Source organism: Neptunicella plasticusilytica (assembly GCF_047922965.1).
Classification (GTDB): Bacteria; Pseudomonadota; Gammaproteobacteria; order Enterobacterales; family Alteromonadaceae; genus Neptunicella; species Neptunicella plasticusilytica.
Genome location: NZ_CP150481.1, coordinates 365,728 through 382,311, shown reverse-complemented (window position 1 = coordinate 382,311; position 16,584 = coordinate 365,728). Strand labels below are relative to the sequence as shown.

The 16,584-nt window shown below is 44.1% G+C and carries 16 protein-coding genes; 9 read left to right on the top strand and 7 right to left on the bottom strand.

Annotated elements, in window-relative coordinates:
* Positions 1-2: 2 nt before the first annotated feature.
* From rplX to V1467_RS01810, 3 genes are all read right to left on the bottom strand, one after another.
* The gene (rplX, locus tag V1467_RS01820; protein ID WP_416307105.1) at positions 3-314 is read right to left on the bottom strand and encodes a 50S ribosomal protein L24; all 312 of its coding nucleotides are present in this window, start codon (positions 312-314) and stop codon (positions 3-5) included.
* A gap of 12 nt (positions 315-326) precedes the next feature.
* Complete coding sequence (gene rplN, locus V1467_RS01815) at positions 327-695, bottom strand: 50S ribosomal protein L14 (RefSeq protein WP_416307104.1); 369 nt, start codon at positions 693-695, stop codon at positions 327-329.
* Between the two features lie 305 nt (positions 696-1,000).
* On the bottom strand, positions 1,001-2,362 hold the full coding sequence (locus V1467_RS01810) for a DUF4397 domain-containing protein (protein WP_416307103.1): 1,362 nt from the start codon (positions 2,360-2,362) through the stop codon (positions 1,001-1,003).
* A 210-nt stretch (positions 2,363-2,572) separates the two neighbouring features.
* On the opposite strand from V1467_RS01810, the gene V1467_RS01805 reads away from it, so the two are divergent.
* Positions 2,573-6,676 carry a hypothetical protein gene (locus V1467_RS01805; RefSeq protein WP_416307102.1) on the top strand — a complete coding sequence of 1,368 codons (4,104 nt, stop codon included), beginning with the start codon at positions 2,573-2,575 and terminating at the stop codon, positions 6,674-6,676.
* Between the two features lie 16 nt (positions 6,677-6,692).
* Here the strand turns inward: V1467_RS01805 and rlmB are convergent, their stop codons facing one another.
* The 4 genes from rlmB to V1467_RS01785 form a co-directional block, all read right to left on the bottom strand.
* Positions 6,693-7,433, bottom strand: a complete 741-nt coding sequence (rlmB, locus tag V1467_RS01800; protein ID WP_416307101.1) for a 23S rRNA (guanosine(2251)-2'-O)-methyltransferase RlmB — start codon at positions 7,431-7,433, stop codon at positions 6,693-6,695.
* Positions 7,434-9,767 (bottom strand): ribonuclease R, encoded by a 2,334-nt coding sequence (rnr, locus tag V1467_RS01795; protein WP_416307100.1) that lies wholly within the window; start codon positions 9,765-9,767, stop codon positions 7,434-7,436.
* A 202-nt stretch (positions 9,768-9,969) separates the two neighbouring features.
* Positions 9,970-10,587, bottom strand: coding sequence for a tetratricopeptide repeat protein (locus V1467_RS01790; RefSeq protein WP_416307099.1), 618 nt, complete (start codon positions 10,585-10,587; stop codon positions 9,970-9,972).
* Positions 10,588-10,673: 86 nt separating this feature from the next.
* Positions 10,674-11,162, bottom strand: a complete 489-nt coding sequence (locus V1467_RS01785) for an MgtC/SapB family protein (protein ID WP_416307098.1) — start codon at positions 11,160-11,162, stop codon at positions 10,674-10,676.
* A 202-nt stretch (positions 11,163-11,364) separates the two neighbouring features.
* Between V1467_RS01785 and V1467_RS01780 the strand changes: the two genes are divergently transcribed.
* From V1467_RS01780 to V1467_RS01745, 8 genes are all read left to right on the top strand, one after another.
* Positions 11,365-11,898: a YaeQ family protein gene (locus tag V1467_RS01780; protein WP_416307097.1), complete on the top strand. Its 534-nt coding sequence runs from the start codon at positions 11,365-11,367 to the stop codon at positions 11,896-11,898.
* 81 nt (positions 11,899-11,979) lie between these two features.
* Positions 11,980-12,471: a hypothetical protein gene (locus V1467_RS01775; RefSeq protein ID WP_416307096.1), complete on the top strand. Its 492-nt coding sequence runs from the start codon at positions 11,980-11,982 to the stop codon at positions 12,469-12,471.
* Positions 12,468-12,782: a hypothetical protein gene (locus V1467_RS01770; protein WP_416307095.1), complete on the top strand. Its 315-nt coding sequence runs from the start codon at positions 12,468-12,470 to the stop codon at positions 12,780-12,782. Before V1467_RS01775 ends, V1467_RS01770 begins: the two co-directional genes overlap by 4 nt.
* A 413-nt stretch (positions 12,783-13,195) precedes the next feature.
* On the top strand, positions 13,196-13,612 hold the full coding sequence (locus tag V1467_RS01765) for a hypothetical protein (protein WP_416307094.1): 417 nt from the start codon (positions 13,196-13,198) through the stop codon (positions 13,610-13,612).
* A gap of 115 nt (positions 13,613-13,727) precedes the next feature.
* The gene (locus V1467_RS01760) at positions 13,728-14,882 is read left to right on the top strand and encodes a Shedu immune nuclease family protein (protein WP_416307093.1); all 1,155 of its coding nucleotides are present in this window, start codon (positions 13,728-13,730) and stop codon (positions 14,880-14,882) included.
* Between the two features lie 88 nt (positions 14,883-14,970).
* Positions 14,971-15,441 carry a hypothetical protein gene (locus V1467_RS01755; RefSeq protein ID WP_416307092.1) on the top strand — a complete coding sequence of 157 codons (471 nt, stop codon included), beginning with the start codon at positions 14,971-14,973 and terminating at the stop codon, positions 15,439-15,441.
* A gap of 29 nt (positions 15,442-15,470) precedes the next feature.
* A complete protein-coding gene (locus tag V1467_RS01750) occupies positions 15,471-15,953 on the top strand; it encodes a hypothetical protein (RefSeq protein WP_416307091.1) in 483 nt (160 codons plus the stop codon).
* 31 nt (positions 15,954-15,984) lie between these two features.
* Complete coding sequence (locus V1467_RS01745; RefSeq protein ID WP_416307090.1) at positions 15,985-16,413, top strand: hypothetical protein; 429 nt, start codon at positions 15,985-15,987, stop codon at positions 16,411-16,413.
* The last annotated feature ends 171 nt before the right edge of the window (positions 16,414-16,584 follow it).

Below are 16,584 nucleotides of genomic sequence, written 5' to 3'. Positions count from 1 at the left end.
AATTAAATCAGTTCACCGTTAGATTTGAAGAAACGTACTTTTTTACCATCTTCAAAACGGAAACCTACTCGATCTGCTTTACCTTCACGGTTAGCAATCGCGACATTTGATACATGAATAGAGGCTTCTTTTTCCACAATCCCACCAGCAACGTTTAATTGCGGGTTAGGCTTCTGGTGTTTTTTCACCACATTCACACCTTCTACGATCAGACGGTCAGACGCTGTCAGGACTTTCAGGACTTTACCTGTTTTTCCTTTGTCTTTGCCGGCCAATACGACGATTTCATCATCACGACGAATCTTTCTAGCCATAATCGTGACTCCTTATAGTACCTCTGGGGCCAATGAGACAATCTTCATGTATTTATCACCACGAAGCTCACGGGTTACCGGGCCAAAGATACGCGTACCAATTGGTTGCTTGTTTGCATTAAGCAACACTGCTGCGTTGTTATCAAAACGAATCGCTGATCCGTCTGGACGACGCACGCCCTTTCTAGTACGCACCACCACTGCAGTCAGTACGTCACCTTTTTTTACTTTACCGCGCGGAATTGCTTCCTTGACAGTAACTTTGATGATGTCACCGATACCTGCATAACGGCGATGCGAGCCACCAAGAACCTTAATACACTGAACCCTGCGAGCTCCCGAGTTATCGGCAACATCCAGGTTAGTTTGCATTTGGATCATGTTAGTGCTCCGCTTGTTAAGATTTTCAATGCCTGCTCCCGCAGATTGATGAAAATCAGTTTTCGCTGTTAAAAACGCCTTTTAAGTCAACTTATTAGACGTTATTTATCTTATACCCCGATAAAATGGGCGCGAAATAATAACAGAAAACAATGGGAGAGGATAGTTGAATTTAGAAAAAGATCAGGATGATTTAGATTGACGGCAACAAACAGGCTGTTCAACCGTCCATTTACCTTTGCAGCAATGCCTCAGGCCAATAAAAAAGGCAGGGATAAATCCCTGCCTTAGCCTGTTTTTACTGATTATTTAAGTAGATTGACGGTATAACCGGTAGGCGAATTCTGGTCTGGTTCAAGCGTTACAATAAAGTTAGCTTCTTCGCTAATATCAAGCAAGGTTGAACGATACAATAAAGTGGAATCCTCACTACTTTGCTCATACACCGCAACAATCTCGTAAAATCCGTTAGGCAAGCTGATTGTGTCATTTTCTGCAAACTGGATATTTTTGATTTTGTATTGCGCTGTTTCAATGGTTTCGTCCTGACGAACAAAATAGATATCCACATCACTAAAGTCCGGCACCAGATTGGATACGTTAAGATAGTGATCATAAATCTGCGGCAAAGTGCTTTCGTCAAAGGCGATTGACGTCATCTTGCCTTGTGCGTTATCGAACAAAATAATGGTTTTGCTGTCGCCCTGGTTAAGAGTAACCAGTTTGTTCGACAGTAACGTTCCGCTATCATCCTGCGCAGAAAGTCGGTAATCACCATAATCGACCACCTGGAAATCAGAAATGCTATCAACATCAACGCTAAGCTGATGCTCGTCTTCGTTACCTGACAACGTCACCGACAAATCGGGTTTGTCATCAATACTGTTATATACGCGGAACTGTGATGATGCCTGAATATCGGTATAACTGCTCACCGTGGTGGAGTTGTTCATCAGGTCCAGCACCAGATTACTGCCGGTTGGGCCTGAACCTTGACGAATAATGGCCACGTACTCTGTTGAATAAGACATATTAATCGGCGAACTCTGGAACAACACTTCGTCTGAACCGGCTTCGGTGATGTAGAACACGTATTCGTCTTCATCAAAATAATCGCTATCCGCATCCGTGTCCCAATAGGTACCGTGTTCCAGCACCTGATATTGGGTACTGGCGACCAAATGGGAGCTGGTGAAAGGTGTACCTGACTCGGCCATGTACAAATCATAGCCTGCGGCGTCTTCGATCATCGAGGTTGCAAACAGATCAAACTGATCTTCGTAGTCCTGACGTTCAATATCAAAACTCACTGTATTCACTTCCTGATAATCACCGGTCAGCATAATCAGTTTTTTTACGCCTTTTTTGAGTGTGACCGTTTCCGTCTTTAACTCAATCGACTGACCATCCGAATCGACGCGTGACAAATCAACTTCCAGCTCGTCCGGCTCGTAGGTATACACTGTCGTTGCGTCGCCATAACTACTGCCACTCAAAGTCGAATCGTCAACTGACAAGTAGGTAATAGCGCTATTCGGCGAACCATTGTAGAACTGGATATAGGATTCGGAATAACTGGTTTCATCATCATCAGAACCGCCGCAAGCAGTGAGCGCTAACGCCATTGGAATTGCGACTAACGGAAGAAAAATTTTCGAACACTTCATTTGTTTTACGAGCCTTAATTAAACGTGAAGCTCTATTAGAATCTACATCCGAAGAAATGTTTTTACCTTTACTCAACCTTTACAAAGCTGACTCGTTACTGACAAAGGAGTTACGTTGAATTGCACAAATATACATTTAATTACGTTATTTTTTTACATTCTGGCCATTTTGAACAATAACTATACAAAGGTAACTTTTGTGTCACGGATATGGCCACCCCACAAACGGAACGTTTACATGAACGGACGCGTTCTCCCCGGTTTTTACGCATTTGGCTGATTGTTTTACTTAGCCTGTTTTTGGCGGCGGCCTACGGCTACTACCAATATCATCTAAATCAGGAGAGCTTTCTCAATACTAATTACTTCCGAATCTTGTCCGAGTCGGCCTCCCGTTCAAACGAAAACATTCTGCAATTAAAAGATTTGCACAAGTTTAATGAGAGTGAATCGATGATCCGCTCGATTTTTCCCAGCTATGTCATAGGCGACCCGACGTCTGACAACAGCAGCGCCCCAGATGTTACCCCTGGTTTGAATAACCAATACGACTACAAATTTGATGGACAACAATTCTGGATAAATACCGGTAATAACGTGGGTAAATTTGCCAGCGTCGCAGCAACAGATATTCTGGCCAGGCCAACCAACGGTTTTATGCTCTATCTGTTTGTGGATGAACAGAATAAAGTCGTCTCCAGTACTGGCGATCAGTCCATTCTATCGGTAGTCGATGTCAGTCATATCAGTCGTGCAATAGCCGAAAAACAGAATCTGAACTGGATGGATCTCGCATCCGAGAATTCGAAACCCGACAACATAGAGGACAAAAGCCTGCCCGGCTACAGTCACTATATTGATTTACAACTGACATCCGCCGACTACCGACTCTTCATTTATCCATTGCGGCTGGCAAGCAAAGTTACATTGCTACACTCCGGGACAGCCACCGATCACCTCTATCTTATCGGTGTGTTACCCAAATCATCTTTGAAGGCCCAAGATAACCAGCGCTGGAATCTCAGCCTGTTATCTATTGTACTGATTCTTCTACTGTTTCTCTGGATGATGTTGCGAATGTTTATGCTATCTAACAATCAACCAGTTGGAGACATGTTCTATCGCGCCACCATGTTTTGCAGCTATATGCTGTTTGTCATGATGATTGCGATTCTGATTGCGTTTGGCGAAAAAACACTGGAGCAACAGTTTAAAGCCAGTAAAGCCGAATTATGGATCGACAACCTTAATCAAAAAATGACAGTTGAACTGCAACAAATCTTCGCCGAAATGAATGATTACAGAAACTACTATCGTCATCTGCTGACACAAAGACAGCAAGCTTTGCAAGATCACAATGATACCGAGATTGCCCAACTTGAGACCGCTATTTTTAAATTTCCGTTAGACTCAGAATCATCAAAAATTAGCGGGTACAGTGATAAAAGTGGCAGCTTTAACTGGCCTGGAAATTCCATACAGTTAACCCAATTAACGCTTAATGAAGACTTGAATCAAATCAATTTATTTACCCGGGGAGCAAAACTTTCCGGACAATCAACATATTCAATGTGGTTTGATCCTGCGCAAGATTTTGATGGTCCATCGCACATTCTCAACGCTTTGTTACTCGACAATAAGGGTAACCAGATACTGCCGATGATTTATTCGATTGAAAGCAATAAAAAACCTCAACCTTATAAACTTGGACATCGGGAATATTTCAAAAAAGTGCGTGATCAGCAAGGATGGCAAGCGACGTTTGACCAACAAACATCAGGCCATTCCAATTTTTATCTACAACGACTGCGAAATATAGGTAGTGGCACTCGGGGCACCACGCTAGCCATGCCACTAGTTGAAAAAAGTAGCGATGTGCCCTATCAGCACAATTATATTGTGGCTGCCGATATAGCATTGGCATCACTAACCATGACCGAGATTTGTAACAAAAATGAGTTGCTGGATATCAGCTTTATGGTGATAGACAGGGATTCAGGAGAGGTTCTATTCCATCAGGATGACGACCGGACACTCATCGAGAACTTATTTGAGTTCGGGCAAGGAACCGAGGATATAAGCCACCGTATTCGTGCCGGACTAGACGGCCCATCCAATGCTCCATTGCAATGGGTAGATGGTTTTTATCATGGTGTCGCCGGACAGTTCAGCTTTAAAGCTACCCCCATTCAGCAGTGGGCCTTGGTCGTTTTTATGCCCGACGAGAGTCTGGATACCTATATGACCAACCTGTTTCTGCTCAATACCATTAGCATGGCCTCAACACTACTGATAATCGCATTCGCCATTATTCTATTACGTAAACTGGAGTGGACCTTCAAGATTAAAAATCTGCTCGGTATTCCCCAGGTTATTGAACGACGCAAAATAATGGTTTTCAGCTCGGTATTTGTGGCCGTTGTTTTTCTCGGTTTTTGGGTAGGTGCAGCAATCGACCTTAATCGGTCATCAGCAGATACCGCTCAGCCGGCATTTTACATGCTGGCTAGCTATTGGCTACCGCTTATGTTGGCGTTGATATGTCTACTTTGGGGTTATCGAGAATATAGCCGTTTTTACATGCTGTCCCGGCAAGCCCTGCGCTCGCCAATCAATATTGCACAAGGCGTGCAGATAATGTGCTTACTCTACTTATTACTAGGCGGTCTGATATACGGTTATCTTTCAAAAGTAGCTATGGCTTCATCCAGTGCCCTGCGCTGGTATTATACGCAGAATGTTTATCCGGCCCGACTCAATAAAGAACTTGAAGAACTGAAAAAAATTGCCCTTAGCCGCTATCCTAATTCCATCAGCCAATATCAGGTGGACTCGCTTGATTTAATGCCTATCCGTCAGCAATGGCGCAATACGTTAAACCATGCAGCAAAAACCAAAACCTTCATCTCTCCCGATGATGTCGAACATATTAGCCAACTGATTAATACCACAGATGCCCGAAGCTGGGTCAAACGCTACTTACTCACCAAAAAGGATCCGGTGACCGACTTTCACCGCCCAGGGCTTCCCATTTGGTATCCCGTCTGTGTAGGATTGATGTTCTTGCTGATCTGTCTGATATGGGTCAAATTTAATCGACGCATACTGGCGATTAGATTATACGGTTCGCCGCAATTCTTGCGGCATATCTACCAGATTGCCAAACAGCCTGAGCGTCCACTGACCTTCAAGCCTTCCAAGAATCTGGTTATAAACCTGATAGAAGCGCCGGAACGGGGGCATAGCCTGGCTATGTTATTACAGTTGTGGCTGACACAGCCAAATTTATTACCCGCCGAGTTTAAGCATTTATTCGAATGTTGTCCGCTGTTCACCGAGATCGCCCAATCGGTCAATCAAGATCAAACCGATATGTTACCCAATATGAAAGTGTGTATTGATACCGACGCCGAGCTGATTCATTTGCAAATATGGGACATCGAAATCAGTCTGGAACATCCGGTTCATCGCGCCATATTGTTACGTCTGATTAATCATTGTAAATCATTGCAGATTGGCGGCCATCTGGACAAGGTTACTCTTTATGGAGGCTTCCACAGCCTGCAGCGTTTGTGCCTAAAAGACAGTATGCTGAGCAATGAATGGTTAAACCGGCATCAGCTGGATCGCAATGAATATTTTGCCTGGGCCGAATGCCTGATGGATTTTTCGGTCACGGTACCAGAGGATTTAAAAAGACATCTGGATGCCGAGTTTATCCGCAACGAAGTCAATGCTTTTCCGATGTTGGCTTTTATTCACGACGACTTGCCAGAACATACGCCTCCACCGCGCCCTGTTGCATTTGATTTTATGCGCTGGATCACCTTGCAGGACTGGCAGAAAACGCATAGCGAGTGGGCGTCTATCAATTTTATTCTGCTAAAAGCCGAAGCGCTATACCGGTTTAAATGGGAATCCTGTTCGGCTGCCGAAAAGCTGGCGTTATATTATCTGGTCCAAAATAAAAGAATTAATCCGGCCAATGTACAGATGCTGGAACATCTGGCATTAAACGGGCTCATTGTAGTCAAACGCGGACGACTGCGCATCGTCAACCAAAGCTTTGCCTACTTTGTCAAATATGCCGAAGACAGGGAAACCTTAACCCAATTGGTCGACAACGGCGATACCGGCAAATGGCGTGACTATCGTATGCCCATCACACTAATGATTTTATTGATTATCGGTGGCATTGCGTTAACGTCCGGCAATTCGCTGTATATGATTGTCGCGTCGGTAATGGGGGTGTTAGGCACTATTGGTAGCCTGACCAACAGTGCCAGCCTAATCCGTAATAATCTGCAGAAATGAGCTTGTCCAGATCAGACTAGAGCGTTCGCTGCCTTACAATTTCATACAGGCAAACGCCGGTGGCGACCGACACATTTAAACTGGATACTGAACCGGCCATAGGTAATTTGATCAACTCATCGCAATGTTCACGAGTCAGGCGGCGCATGCCTTTACCTTCGGCTCCCATGACCAAGGCAATGGGCCCGTTCAATTTAGCCTGATAAATATCCTGCTCGGCTTCCCCCGCCGTTCCCACCACCCAGACACCGGCTTTCTGGATCTCGGTCAGGGTACGGGCCAGATTGGTGACCTGAATCAGGGGAATAACTTCTGCGGCGCCGCAGGCCACTTTGCTAACGGTGCCGGTAATTTTGGCGGATTTGTCTTTGGGTACAATCACAGCGTGCACGCCAGCAGCATCCGCAGTGCGTAAACAGGCTCCCAGATTATGCGGATCGGTAACGCCATCCAGTACCAGCAAAAAAGGCACCGATTCACGCTCAATAATCCGATCCAGATCCTGCTCGTTAAGCTGTTTACCGGGTTTGGCTCGTGCCACAATGCCCTGATGCTGTTCACCAGCAACCTTATCATCCAGTGTTTTACGCTGACAAAACTGCACGGCGATGCCAAACCGACGAGCCTGATTGACTAACTTGGTCAGCCTTTCATCATCACGACCTTTAAGCACATAAAGCTCGATTAACCTTTCCGGTTCACGCTCGATTACCGCTTGCAGGGCGTGCAAGCCATAAAGCCATTCTTGTTGGGCCATTTACTTTTTCCTTGTGGATTTCTTTTTGGCAGATTTGCGTGTGGAAGGCTTGCTTTTAGCCGCCGTGTTATCACGTGACGCTTTGCCCTTGGGCTTGCCAGACGTTTTTTTACTAACTGCACGTTTGGTTTTGGCAGCTGTTTTACCACCTCGGCTTTGGCCAGCATCTTCCAATACGAAGTCTATTTTCCGGTCATCCAGATTCACGCCAGCGACTTTAACTCGTAGCTGGTCACCCAACCGATAAACTTTGCGACTATTCTCGCCAATTAAATGCAATTTCACTTCATCAAAGTGATAGTAGTCATTTTCCAGTGCGGTGATATGCACCAAACCATCAATACCAAATTCAGTTAAACGCACGAAGAAACCGAAACTGGTCACCGAGGCAATAACGCCGTCGAAGCAATCACCCACATGGTCTTGCATAAACTCGCATTTAAGCCAGTCAGCGACGCTGCGAGTGGCATCATCGGCGCGGCGCTCTGTCATGGAGCATTGCTCTCCCAACGCCTGCACTTCTTCAGCACTGTAGGCATAACCGCCGGTCTTATGTTTATGTCCCTGTTGTTTATCAATAATGGCTTTAATTGCCCGATGCACCACTAAATCCGGATAACGGCGAATAGGTGAGGTAAAGTGGGCGTAAGCATCCAACGCCAAACCAAAATGACCAATATTATCATGCTCATATACCGCTTGCTTCATCGAACGTAATAACATGGTCTGGATCAATTCCTGATCCGGCCTGTCCTGAATTTTATCCACCACCTTGGTGAAATCCTGCGGTGCTGCCTTGTCCCTTATATTATGTTCTATACCCACTTCGGCCAGATAAGCGATAAAAGCCGTCAAGCGATCCGCATCGGGTTCATCATGAATACGATACAACGCCTCAGCCTGATGCTTTTCCAGCATTTTTGCGGCACTGACATTAGCCAAAATCATGCACTCTTCAATCAGCTTGTGTGCATCATTACGTACTACAGTGACTATATGATCGATCTTGCGATCAGCATTAAAAATAAATTTATTTTCCTGCGTTTCAAACTCTATGGCACCGCGCGACTGGCGGGCTTTTTTCAGACAACGGTACAAATCATGTAAATGGCGGATATGTGGAACCTGTTCGGCGTAGCGCTTATGCAGTTCCGGATCACCTTGTAGAATATCCCATACTTTGGTGTAGGTCAGGCGGGCTTTGGAATTCATCACTGCTTCGTAGAATTCGAACTGCTCCAGTTTACCGCTTTTACCGATAAGCATCTCGCACACCATGCACAAACGATCGACTTGAGGATTGAGCGAACAAAGTCCGTTGGACAAGACTTCCGGTAACATCGGGATCACCTGCTCGGGAAAATAAACCGAATTGCCCCGTTCCTGCGCTTCAGTATCCAGTGCGGTTTTAGGGCGCACGTAATAACTGACGTCGGCAATCGCTACCCATAAAGTCCAGCCACCCGAATCGCGAGGTTCGCAATACACCGCATCGTCGAAGTCCCTCGCATCTTCGCCATCAATCGTCACCAATGGCATATCACGTAAATCACGACGGCCTTTTTTGGCATTTTCCGGTACTTCGCTGGTGAGTCCGTTGATTTGCGCAGTAACACCTGCGGGCCATTCATGCGGTATATCGTGGGTACGTAACGCCATTTCGATTTCCATGCCCGGCGCCATATGCTCACCTAACACTTCAACGATTCTGCCGGTGGCACTAACCCGTCGTCTGGGACGTTGTACAATTTCAACTACCACCACATTGCCCTGCCTGGCACCGGCAATATGTTCTGGCGGGATGATAATTTCCTGACAGATTCGACTGTCATCAGGAGTGACCACACCAAAACCGTTCTCAAAAAAGTAACGTCCAACGATGGGCTCACTGCGCGGTTCAATTACCCGCACTATACGCGCCTCACGTTTACCTTTGTGATCCCGTTCTGCTTCTTTGACCAGCACGATATCACCGTGCAGCACCATATTCATTTGCGGTGCAGCAATATACAGATCGGGTTTACCGTCTTCCCGTTTTAGAAAGCCGAATCCGTCACGGTGGCCAATCACCCGGCCACGGATCAGATCCATCTTGTCGACGAGACCATATTTTTTATTGCGGTTAAACAGTACTTGCCCTTCGCGTTCCATGGCGCGTAAGCGGCGTTGAATACCGATACGGCTGTCTTCATCCTGCACATTCAGGATCTCCCAGAATTCCATTAAGGAAAGCGGGCGTTTTTGTTCTACTAGCAGTTGCAGCAGGTATTCCCGGCTGGCAACTGGATTCTCATATTTTTGTTGTTCGCGTTTGTAATGCGGATCGTCATGCATGACTTTTATAGGTCCAATAAAATTTTTAATTCGGCAATCAAAGTATTAACTCTGATTATTGTTTGTTCAGGATGCCGTCATTTTCCGGTTATTACCAAGAAAAATTACGGAAAGTGAGCGGAGTGCTGATTTGACAGGAATACATATTGCCGCAGATGTGCGGCAATTATAGCGAAGATTGTGTGAATATTTTGATTTATTTTCAGGACTCGGCCGGTCTTCTGGCATTACGTATCGCTTTGGGGTGCATTAGCTTGGCTAATTCAGCCAAGCATTTCTCGATTTTCTGGTGCGTGGCTTTGTCATCGGTAATTGCATTGTAAAGCCAGTGATAGGCATCTTCGAAATCATAAGGGCTGCCATAGCCTTGTATAAAAAGCTCCGCGAGCTGAATTTGCGCTTTTTGATTACCCAATGATGCTGCTTCTCTTAGCATCACCACCGCGTGCTCTTTATCCGTTTGTACCAGTTTGCCCTGTGTATAGTAACGACCGAGTTGCTCAAGTGCTGCTGGCATACCCTGCTCTGCTGCCAGTTTCATATAGTGGATACCACGCTCAGGATCGGCCTTGACGCAAACTCCCCATGCCAACATATCGCCCCATAGAAATTGATAAGCGGGTATTTTGAGTGTTTGGGCACGCGCCTCGATATCCTGATTCAACTGGCATTTGTCTGCCACCACCCGATCCAGATGTGTGTTGCTGTCGATTAAATTCAGCAACTCATCCTGAGAATATATTTGCACCGCCTTAAGCTCTTCGGCAGCCGAAGCAGTAACACTAAACAACCCTAACAAAAGCAAAGCAACGTAACGCATAATCTTTATTACCTATAAATACCTGATCCTTGTATCGGCAGTTTGATTAATAAGTCCAGTCCAATTACCAACCACAACTTTTTTACTTAGTCACGACTGGCACTACGACTGTAACGCTTGATTTTAGCATGCACACCACGCCCCAACGCCTTGATATTTTTCTCAAGCAGATCGACCCCATATAAAATAGCCACCACTAACACCGACAATTTTATCGCTGCCATCAGATGCCCAACTGAAATAATCACGCCGATAGCGGCCAGGATCCAGATTGCCGCAGCAGATGTAACACCAGCCACTGCGCCATCCTTGTTCATCATCACACCGGCGCCCAAAAAACCGATGCCGGTAATCACTTGCCCGATTACTCTGGAGGGATCAATATGATCACTGCTTAATAAAAAGGTAGTTGCCAGAAACAGGTAGGTACCGAGAGTAATTAATGCAGAGGTGCGTATTCCAACCGGCTTACCTCGCAACTGCCGTTCAAATCCGATAATTCCACCACAAAAAATTGCAGTCAGAATGGATACCCAATCATACGGAGCCAAATCAACAAGTTGTATTATGTCCACAGCTTTACTCAACGGATAATTTAATTAGCTATTTTACCTCACATATTTAAGCCAAGTTTGTTCAGACCACAAGCAAAAACTAACAGGCTCGCTCCAGCTATCGATTAATACGAGGATAATGATGCCTGTTTTTAGCAACAAGGGGTACACTGGGGGCTGTCTAACACACCTGCTTCTATCGAAGCGCTCTTAAGGCTCACTTGTGGCATTAAAACCAACAATCTATAAAATTCGGATTGCGCTTTCTGATTTGAATCGTGATTACTACGATACTCTTAACCTGACTATTGCCTTGCATCCGTCTGAAACCGTTGAACGCATGATGGCAAGAGTGCTTGCCTATTGCATTAATGCCCAGGAATCACTGGTTTTTACCAAAGGCCTCAGTGAAATTGACGAACCGGATATCTGGGTAAAAGAACCTGATGATCGCGTTTCTGTCTGGGTCGAGGTGGGTGAGCCTGCACTGGATAGACTCAAAAAGGCCTCTCACCAAGCTTCGCAGGTGAATATTTACAGTTTTAACAGTAAATCTGATACCTGGTGGCAACAATTAAAAAGCAAATGTGCGATGTTGCCAGTATCGATATTTCAATTTGACTGGTTGCATATTCAAGCCTTAGCCCAAATGGTGCAACGCACTATGGATATCTCCGTTACGATTACCGGAGAGTCAGCCTATATCGCCACGCAGTCCGGTGAGTGCGAAGTAAACTGGCGAACGCTACAAGACTAAATTAACCCAAGCTTACCGATTTAATGGCGGAAACGGCGTTTATCATCAACACTGGTAAAAAGTGTTAAGGATAAAATCGCTATGCCCGGGATCATTCGTCAATATCGCTCGCTATTTAGCAGGTCGGCTTTAATCGGGTTGATATTACTGACCACATTAGTAACAGGCTGCGCCGTCAAGCTGGTGTCAGATTATGATGCGGAAGTTAAGGAAGACATTATCCGGGTAGCGCAACGGGTTGATTTGTTTTGGGGCGAGCTACTCGATACAAATAATACACAGCGCACCTACGACCGCTTTGCGGACCAGTATATCCAGATAGAAACCGATATTCGGGCGCTAGTCATGCGCAATGAAATCCGCTTGCGCAATGAAGAGTCAACCCGACAGGCTAATATCGCACTGGAGTTATGGGTAGAAGATCGTAATTTACACAAACAAAATAATAGTTTTAGTGACTTTGAAGCTAAAAACCACCGACGCCAGTTTACCCGTTTATTTACCACTATGGCCAAGGCTGAAGAGGCCAAGAAAATGGGGCCAACTACCCGTTCTGACGGAGACAGCGAATGAGCTTTGATATCGATCAAGTGATTAAAGATATGGTGGCGGCGGTTACCGGCTCGGCCAAAGAAGGCGGCAATGCCGTCAAAACCGAAGCTGAACGTATTCTGTTCGCCGAGAAACACATACTGATGGATATTGCCGAAGCCCGATTAAGGGGTGAAATAGACGATGAAGTAGTTAAACGTGAAGCGGCACGCGAAAAAAAAGTGCTAGAAGCGGAATTACTCACCCTTGCGGTAATGACCAAAGCCACTGTCCAACGTGCCGCCAATGCCGCACTGGATGTATTCTTTGCAGCGCTACGCAGCGCCATTTAACGGTTTGTATTTAAAACCGTTATTGGCTTCTCGCGGATATGATACACAACGTACTTTCGTTTAGCTTTGCCCCTTTTAGCACCTGTTGATACACACAGGCATAAGTAAAGAATTCAAATCCTGCCATATAATCCGGATCTAATAGCACTGAAAATGCACAGTTTTAATCAGGCAACATTTTTTACCTTATTGAATATCAAATAGTTTTGTAATCGGGTGCTTAGTTTTACCTGTCTTATATAGACTCATGCTCATTTTTCCCAAACTGGAAAGTGGCCGATAATGACTTAACTCGGCGTTAAGTGATTGTATTAACGCCATTTTAAGCGTTAAATAAATATCAATTATGAATGCTTATTTATGTATTTACATGATACGCAAGCTAATAAACTGTTATATGCTCAGGAGGAGCAATGAGATTACTTCTAATTTTATCGTTCTTTTCATCTCTTGCTATTGCGCAAGATAAGACAAAAGTTGAACAGTTAATTGAAGCTACCAACGAAAACTGCAAAGCTTCAGTAAAAGAAATAGATAATGCTCGTTTAACTGACTTTAGGACTCATATTTTAAGGCTTACTGTAGATGACATTTTTTATAAGCTATCGCTTCGGGAAAAGTTAATTCGAGAAGGCGCTATTGAATCTCAGCAATATTTAGACAATGATTTATTTTCCCGTATCTATTACAACATAGAGAAAATGGCTAATAATCCTGACTATTCAAAGAACTTAAAATTTATCAAAGAAAAACTCGATACTCAGCCTTTAGAGTTAGAAAAAGGATTAAATGAAAAGTTAAAAAATAGATTTGTTAGTGTGGGTTATTAACCATACAAGTTAAACTATCGGAAAACCACTCACAGGCCAAAAGACGGCCAAAGCGCGTGTGTTTTCCGCTGTTTAAAGCGTTAGCTTTCAGTGGGTACTTGAGGAATATTTGTATATGGATGACTATCAAAATCCAAAAGCTGGAAAAACGTACATAAGCCCAAGGCTTAAAGCTTTTGGCGATTCTGATAGAACGGTCCGCATTGCCGCTAAAGTGATTGACTCGCCTGATTCATATGCCTTTGCCAAAATCAAAGATGAAATTGTACTTCGCCACAAAGAAGACGCAAAATCGTATATAGCCGCTAAGTTTCTTGAGGATACAAGAGGAATATTCGTATTAAATATACAAGGCTACACGGTTGCAACGGATAAACCTCATAATGCCAGTTTCTCTTTTGTTGGTGAGGAAATTGGTAAGCTTCTTGAATTCATTAGGAATATCCAATCAGTTAATCTGGATAGCCCTTCACGGATTAATATTACGGACGAAGAGCTGAATAGAATTGTCCTGTCGAATAGCCAAGCAAAAAGTATTCTGCATGAAAACCAAGAGCTGTTTGCAGAAGTTCTTCGCTCCGAGGTGACAACTGAAGACATCGTTGCTGTTGGATATCGAAAGAAACAGCTTGATGTGTATGAAAAGCTGCTGAATGATTCGGAATACTTCAGCGACCTAAAAGAGAGGAAGAGAACCACTAATGAGGGGCTTTGGCAGAAGTACTTTGAAAAAAACCCATGGGTCTTCGGATACGGTCTAGGCTACATTTTTCTGTCCGGATTAGACGATAAGAAGTTGGAGCAGGTTGTTCAGGGTCATAATGTTAGCGCGCATGGTAAGCGTGTTGATGCTCTAATGAAGACCAAAGGTATTATATCTAATCTCTGCTTTGTCGAAATTAAAACTCACGCGACTAAACTACTTGACTCCAAATCATATAGATCTGGATGTTGGGCGCCATCAAAGAAATTGGCGGGTGCAATATCTCAAGTGCAGGGCACCGTAGCATCTGCCGTTGAAAACCTATCCAGTAAAATCAGCCTAGACGATAAGTTTGGTAATCCGACTGGAGAGGAAATATATAATTACCAGCCCAAGGCCTATCTCGTGATCGGTAGTATGGCTGAGTTTTCAACAGAGAATGGAGTTAATAAGGATAAGCTAAGGTCGTTCGAATTGCTGAGAAAGAATATATCAAGCCCAGAAATAATAACCTTTGTCGAACTATATGAACGTGCAAGATTTATCGTGCTTCATAATCAAAGCTAACAAAGCGCTGTTGCCGGACAATTTTTCCACCGCTTCGCGGTTCCAAAATTACCGCAAAGCTTCGCGTTATAAAGCCAAGGAAAGTTCAGTGTTTAAATTAGAAAAGGAAATTTGGACTGAAAGTGACTTTAAGGTCATGGGCTGGCACGATTCTCAAATTTATTCTTTCTATACAAATGATGAAACATTCGAATGGTGTGTAGATCTTGATTACATCTTCAAGTGGGTAAACCCTGAAAGCGAAAGTGATTCATATCAGTTTTATGTTGCGCCTGTAACAATGGTTTTCGAAAACTCTCACTCAGTTAAAATAGACATCAAATCAGAACAAGGTCTAATCGAAATAGCTGACCTCCACATGGAAAACCCAAGGTTAACTCCTAATGGTAAGTTTACTCAGCACCAGTTCAGGTTTGAATGTCAGGAAGGCGAAATTGTTGTAACAGCCACTGGTTTCAAAATGTATGTTCGTATGCCACCCATCTTAACTAAATATCAATTTTTAACTTTTTCAGAAAGAGGTGGTATAAATTTCGGTAAGGAATTTAAGGCTTTATAATAAGGCGTTAGGGCCCTTGGAGCTTACGAATGAAAGCCAGTGATTTAATGAAAAAGCTAGAAGCTGATCCTGAATACCAGGCGATGCGGAAGCGTAAAGACAAGGAGCTTGAGGAAAAAGAAGCAATTCTGGCAGAGGATGAGCGTGGTTTGATTGAAGAGCTGAGAGCACTTGGTTATGAAATCGAATCGGTATGGGATTTCGTCAATAGCGATAATCGCTACGAATTTTTACGTAAATTTAGCGGTAGCTATAGCAGCGCCTATTCAATATTAGTGAATCACCTCGGCGTTGAGCATCATCCGAGAATTAGAGAGGGCATCATTCGCGCTCTTACTGAGCAAGACGCAAATGAAGTGGCCTCTGAAGCTTTGCTAACTGCCTTTTACCAAGAGCAAAACGCAAACTTAAAGTGGGTGCTGGCAAACGCTTTGCGCACAGTATTAACACGTTCTCAAAAAGCGAAGCATCCTGAATACAAGACTGTTTTCAATGGCAAAGGTCAGCCCTAACAAGTGCAGGCGTTAAGCAACCAGGAAAAGTATGGAGATAGTTAAAGCGTTTATTCCTTTAGTTGGCTTTTTGGCAATTTGGTTTGCCTTTGGTTTGTATTTTGGTAGAAAAGTTAATCGGCATAAAGAAAACTTAGCGGTCGATTATTCAACTCCGATTAATTGTTTAACTGTATCTAGAGGTGTCGAACCTACAAATTACCTCCGCAAATACAAGATATATGTCGATGGTGCTTTGGTCAGTGAAATAGCATCAGGAGAAGTTAAGCACTTCGAATTAGATTCTGGCAAACATACTATTTCAGTTAAAGTTGACTGGTGTAAGTCCATACCATTTGAATTCGAAAAAGTTGACGGGAAGAACATAAAATTAAGTTGCGGTTCTAACTACAATAATTGGAAGTGTCTGTTTATGTACGCAGTAAAACCGTCTAATTGGGTGTATGTGAAAGTTGCCTAAAAAATTGCGACAGGGTGCCGGAGGATTCCAAAGAAGAAGCTGCTGCACTTCTTCTTTGGCTGTTGTCGCCATCACCTCACCCAAACGATCAATTCAAGATCATATCGATTTGGCGAAACCATCCTACGGCTCCGCGCTCAGGATTAACGGCTGATTATTTCATTCCTGCTT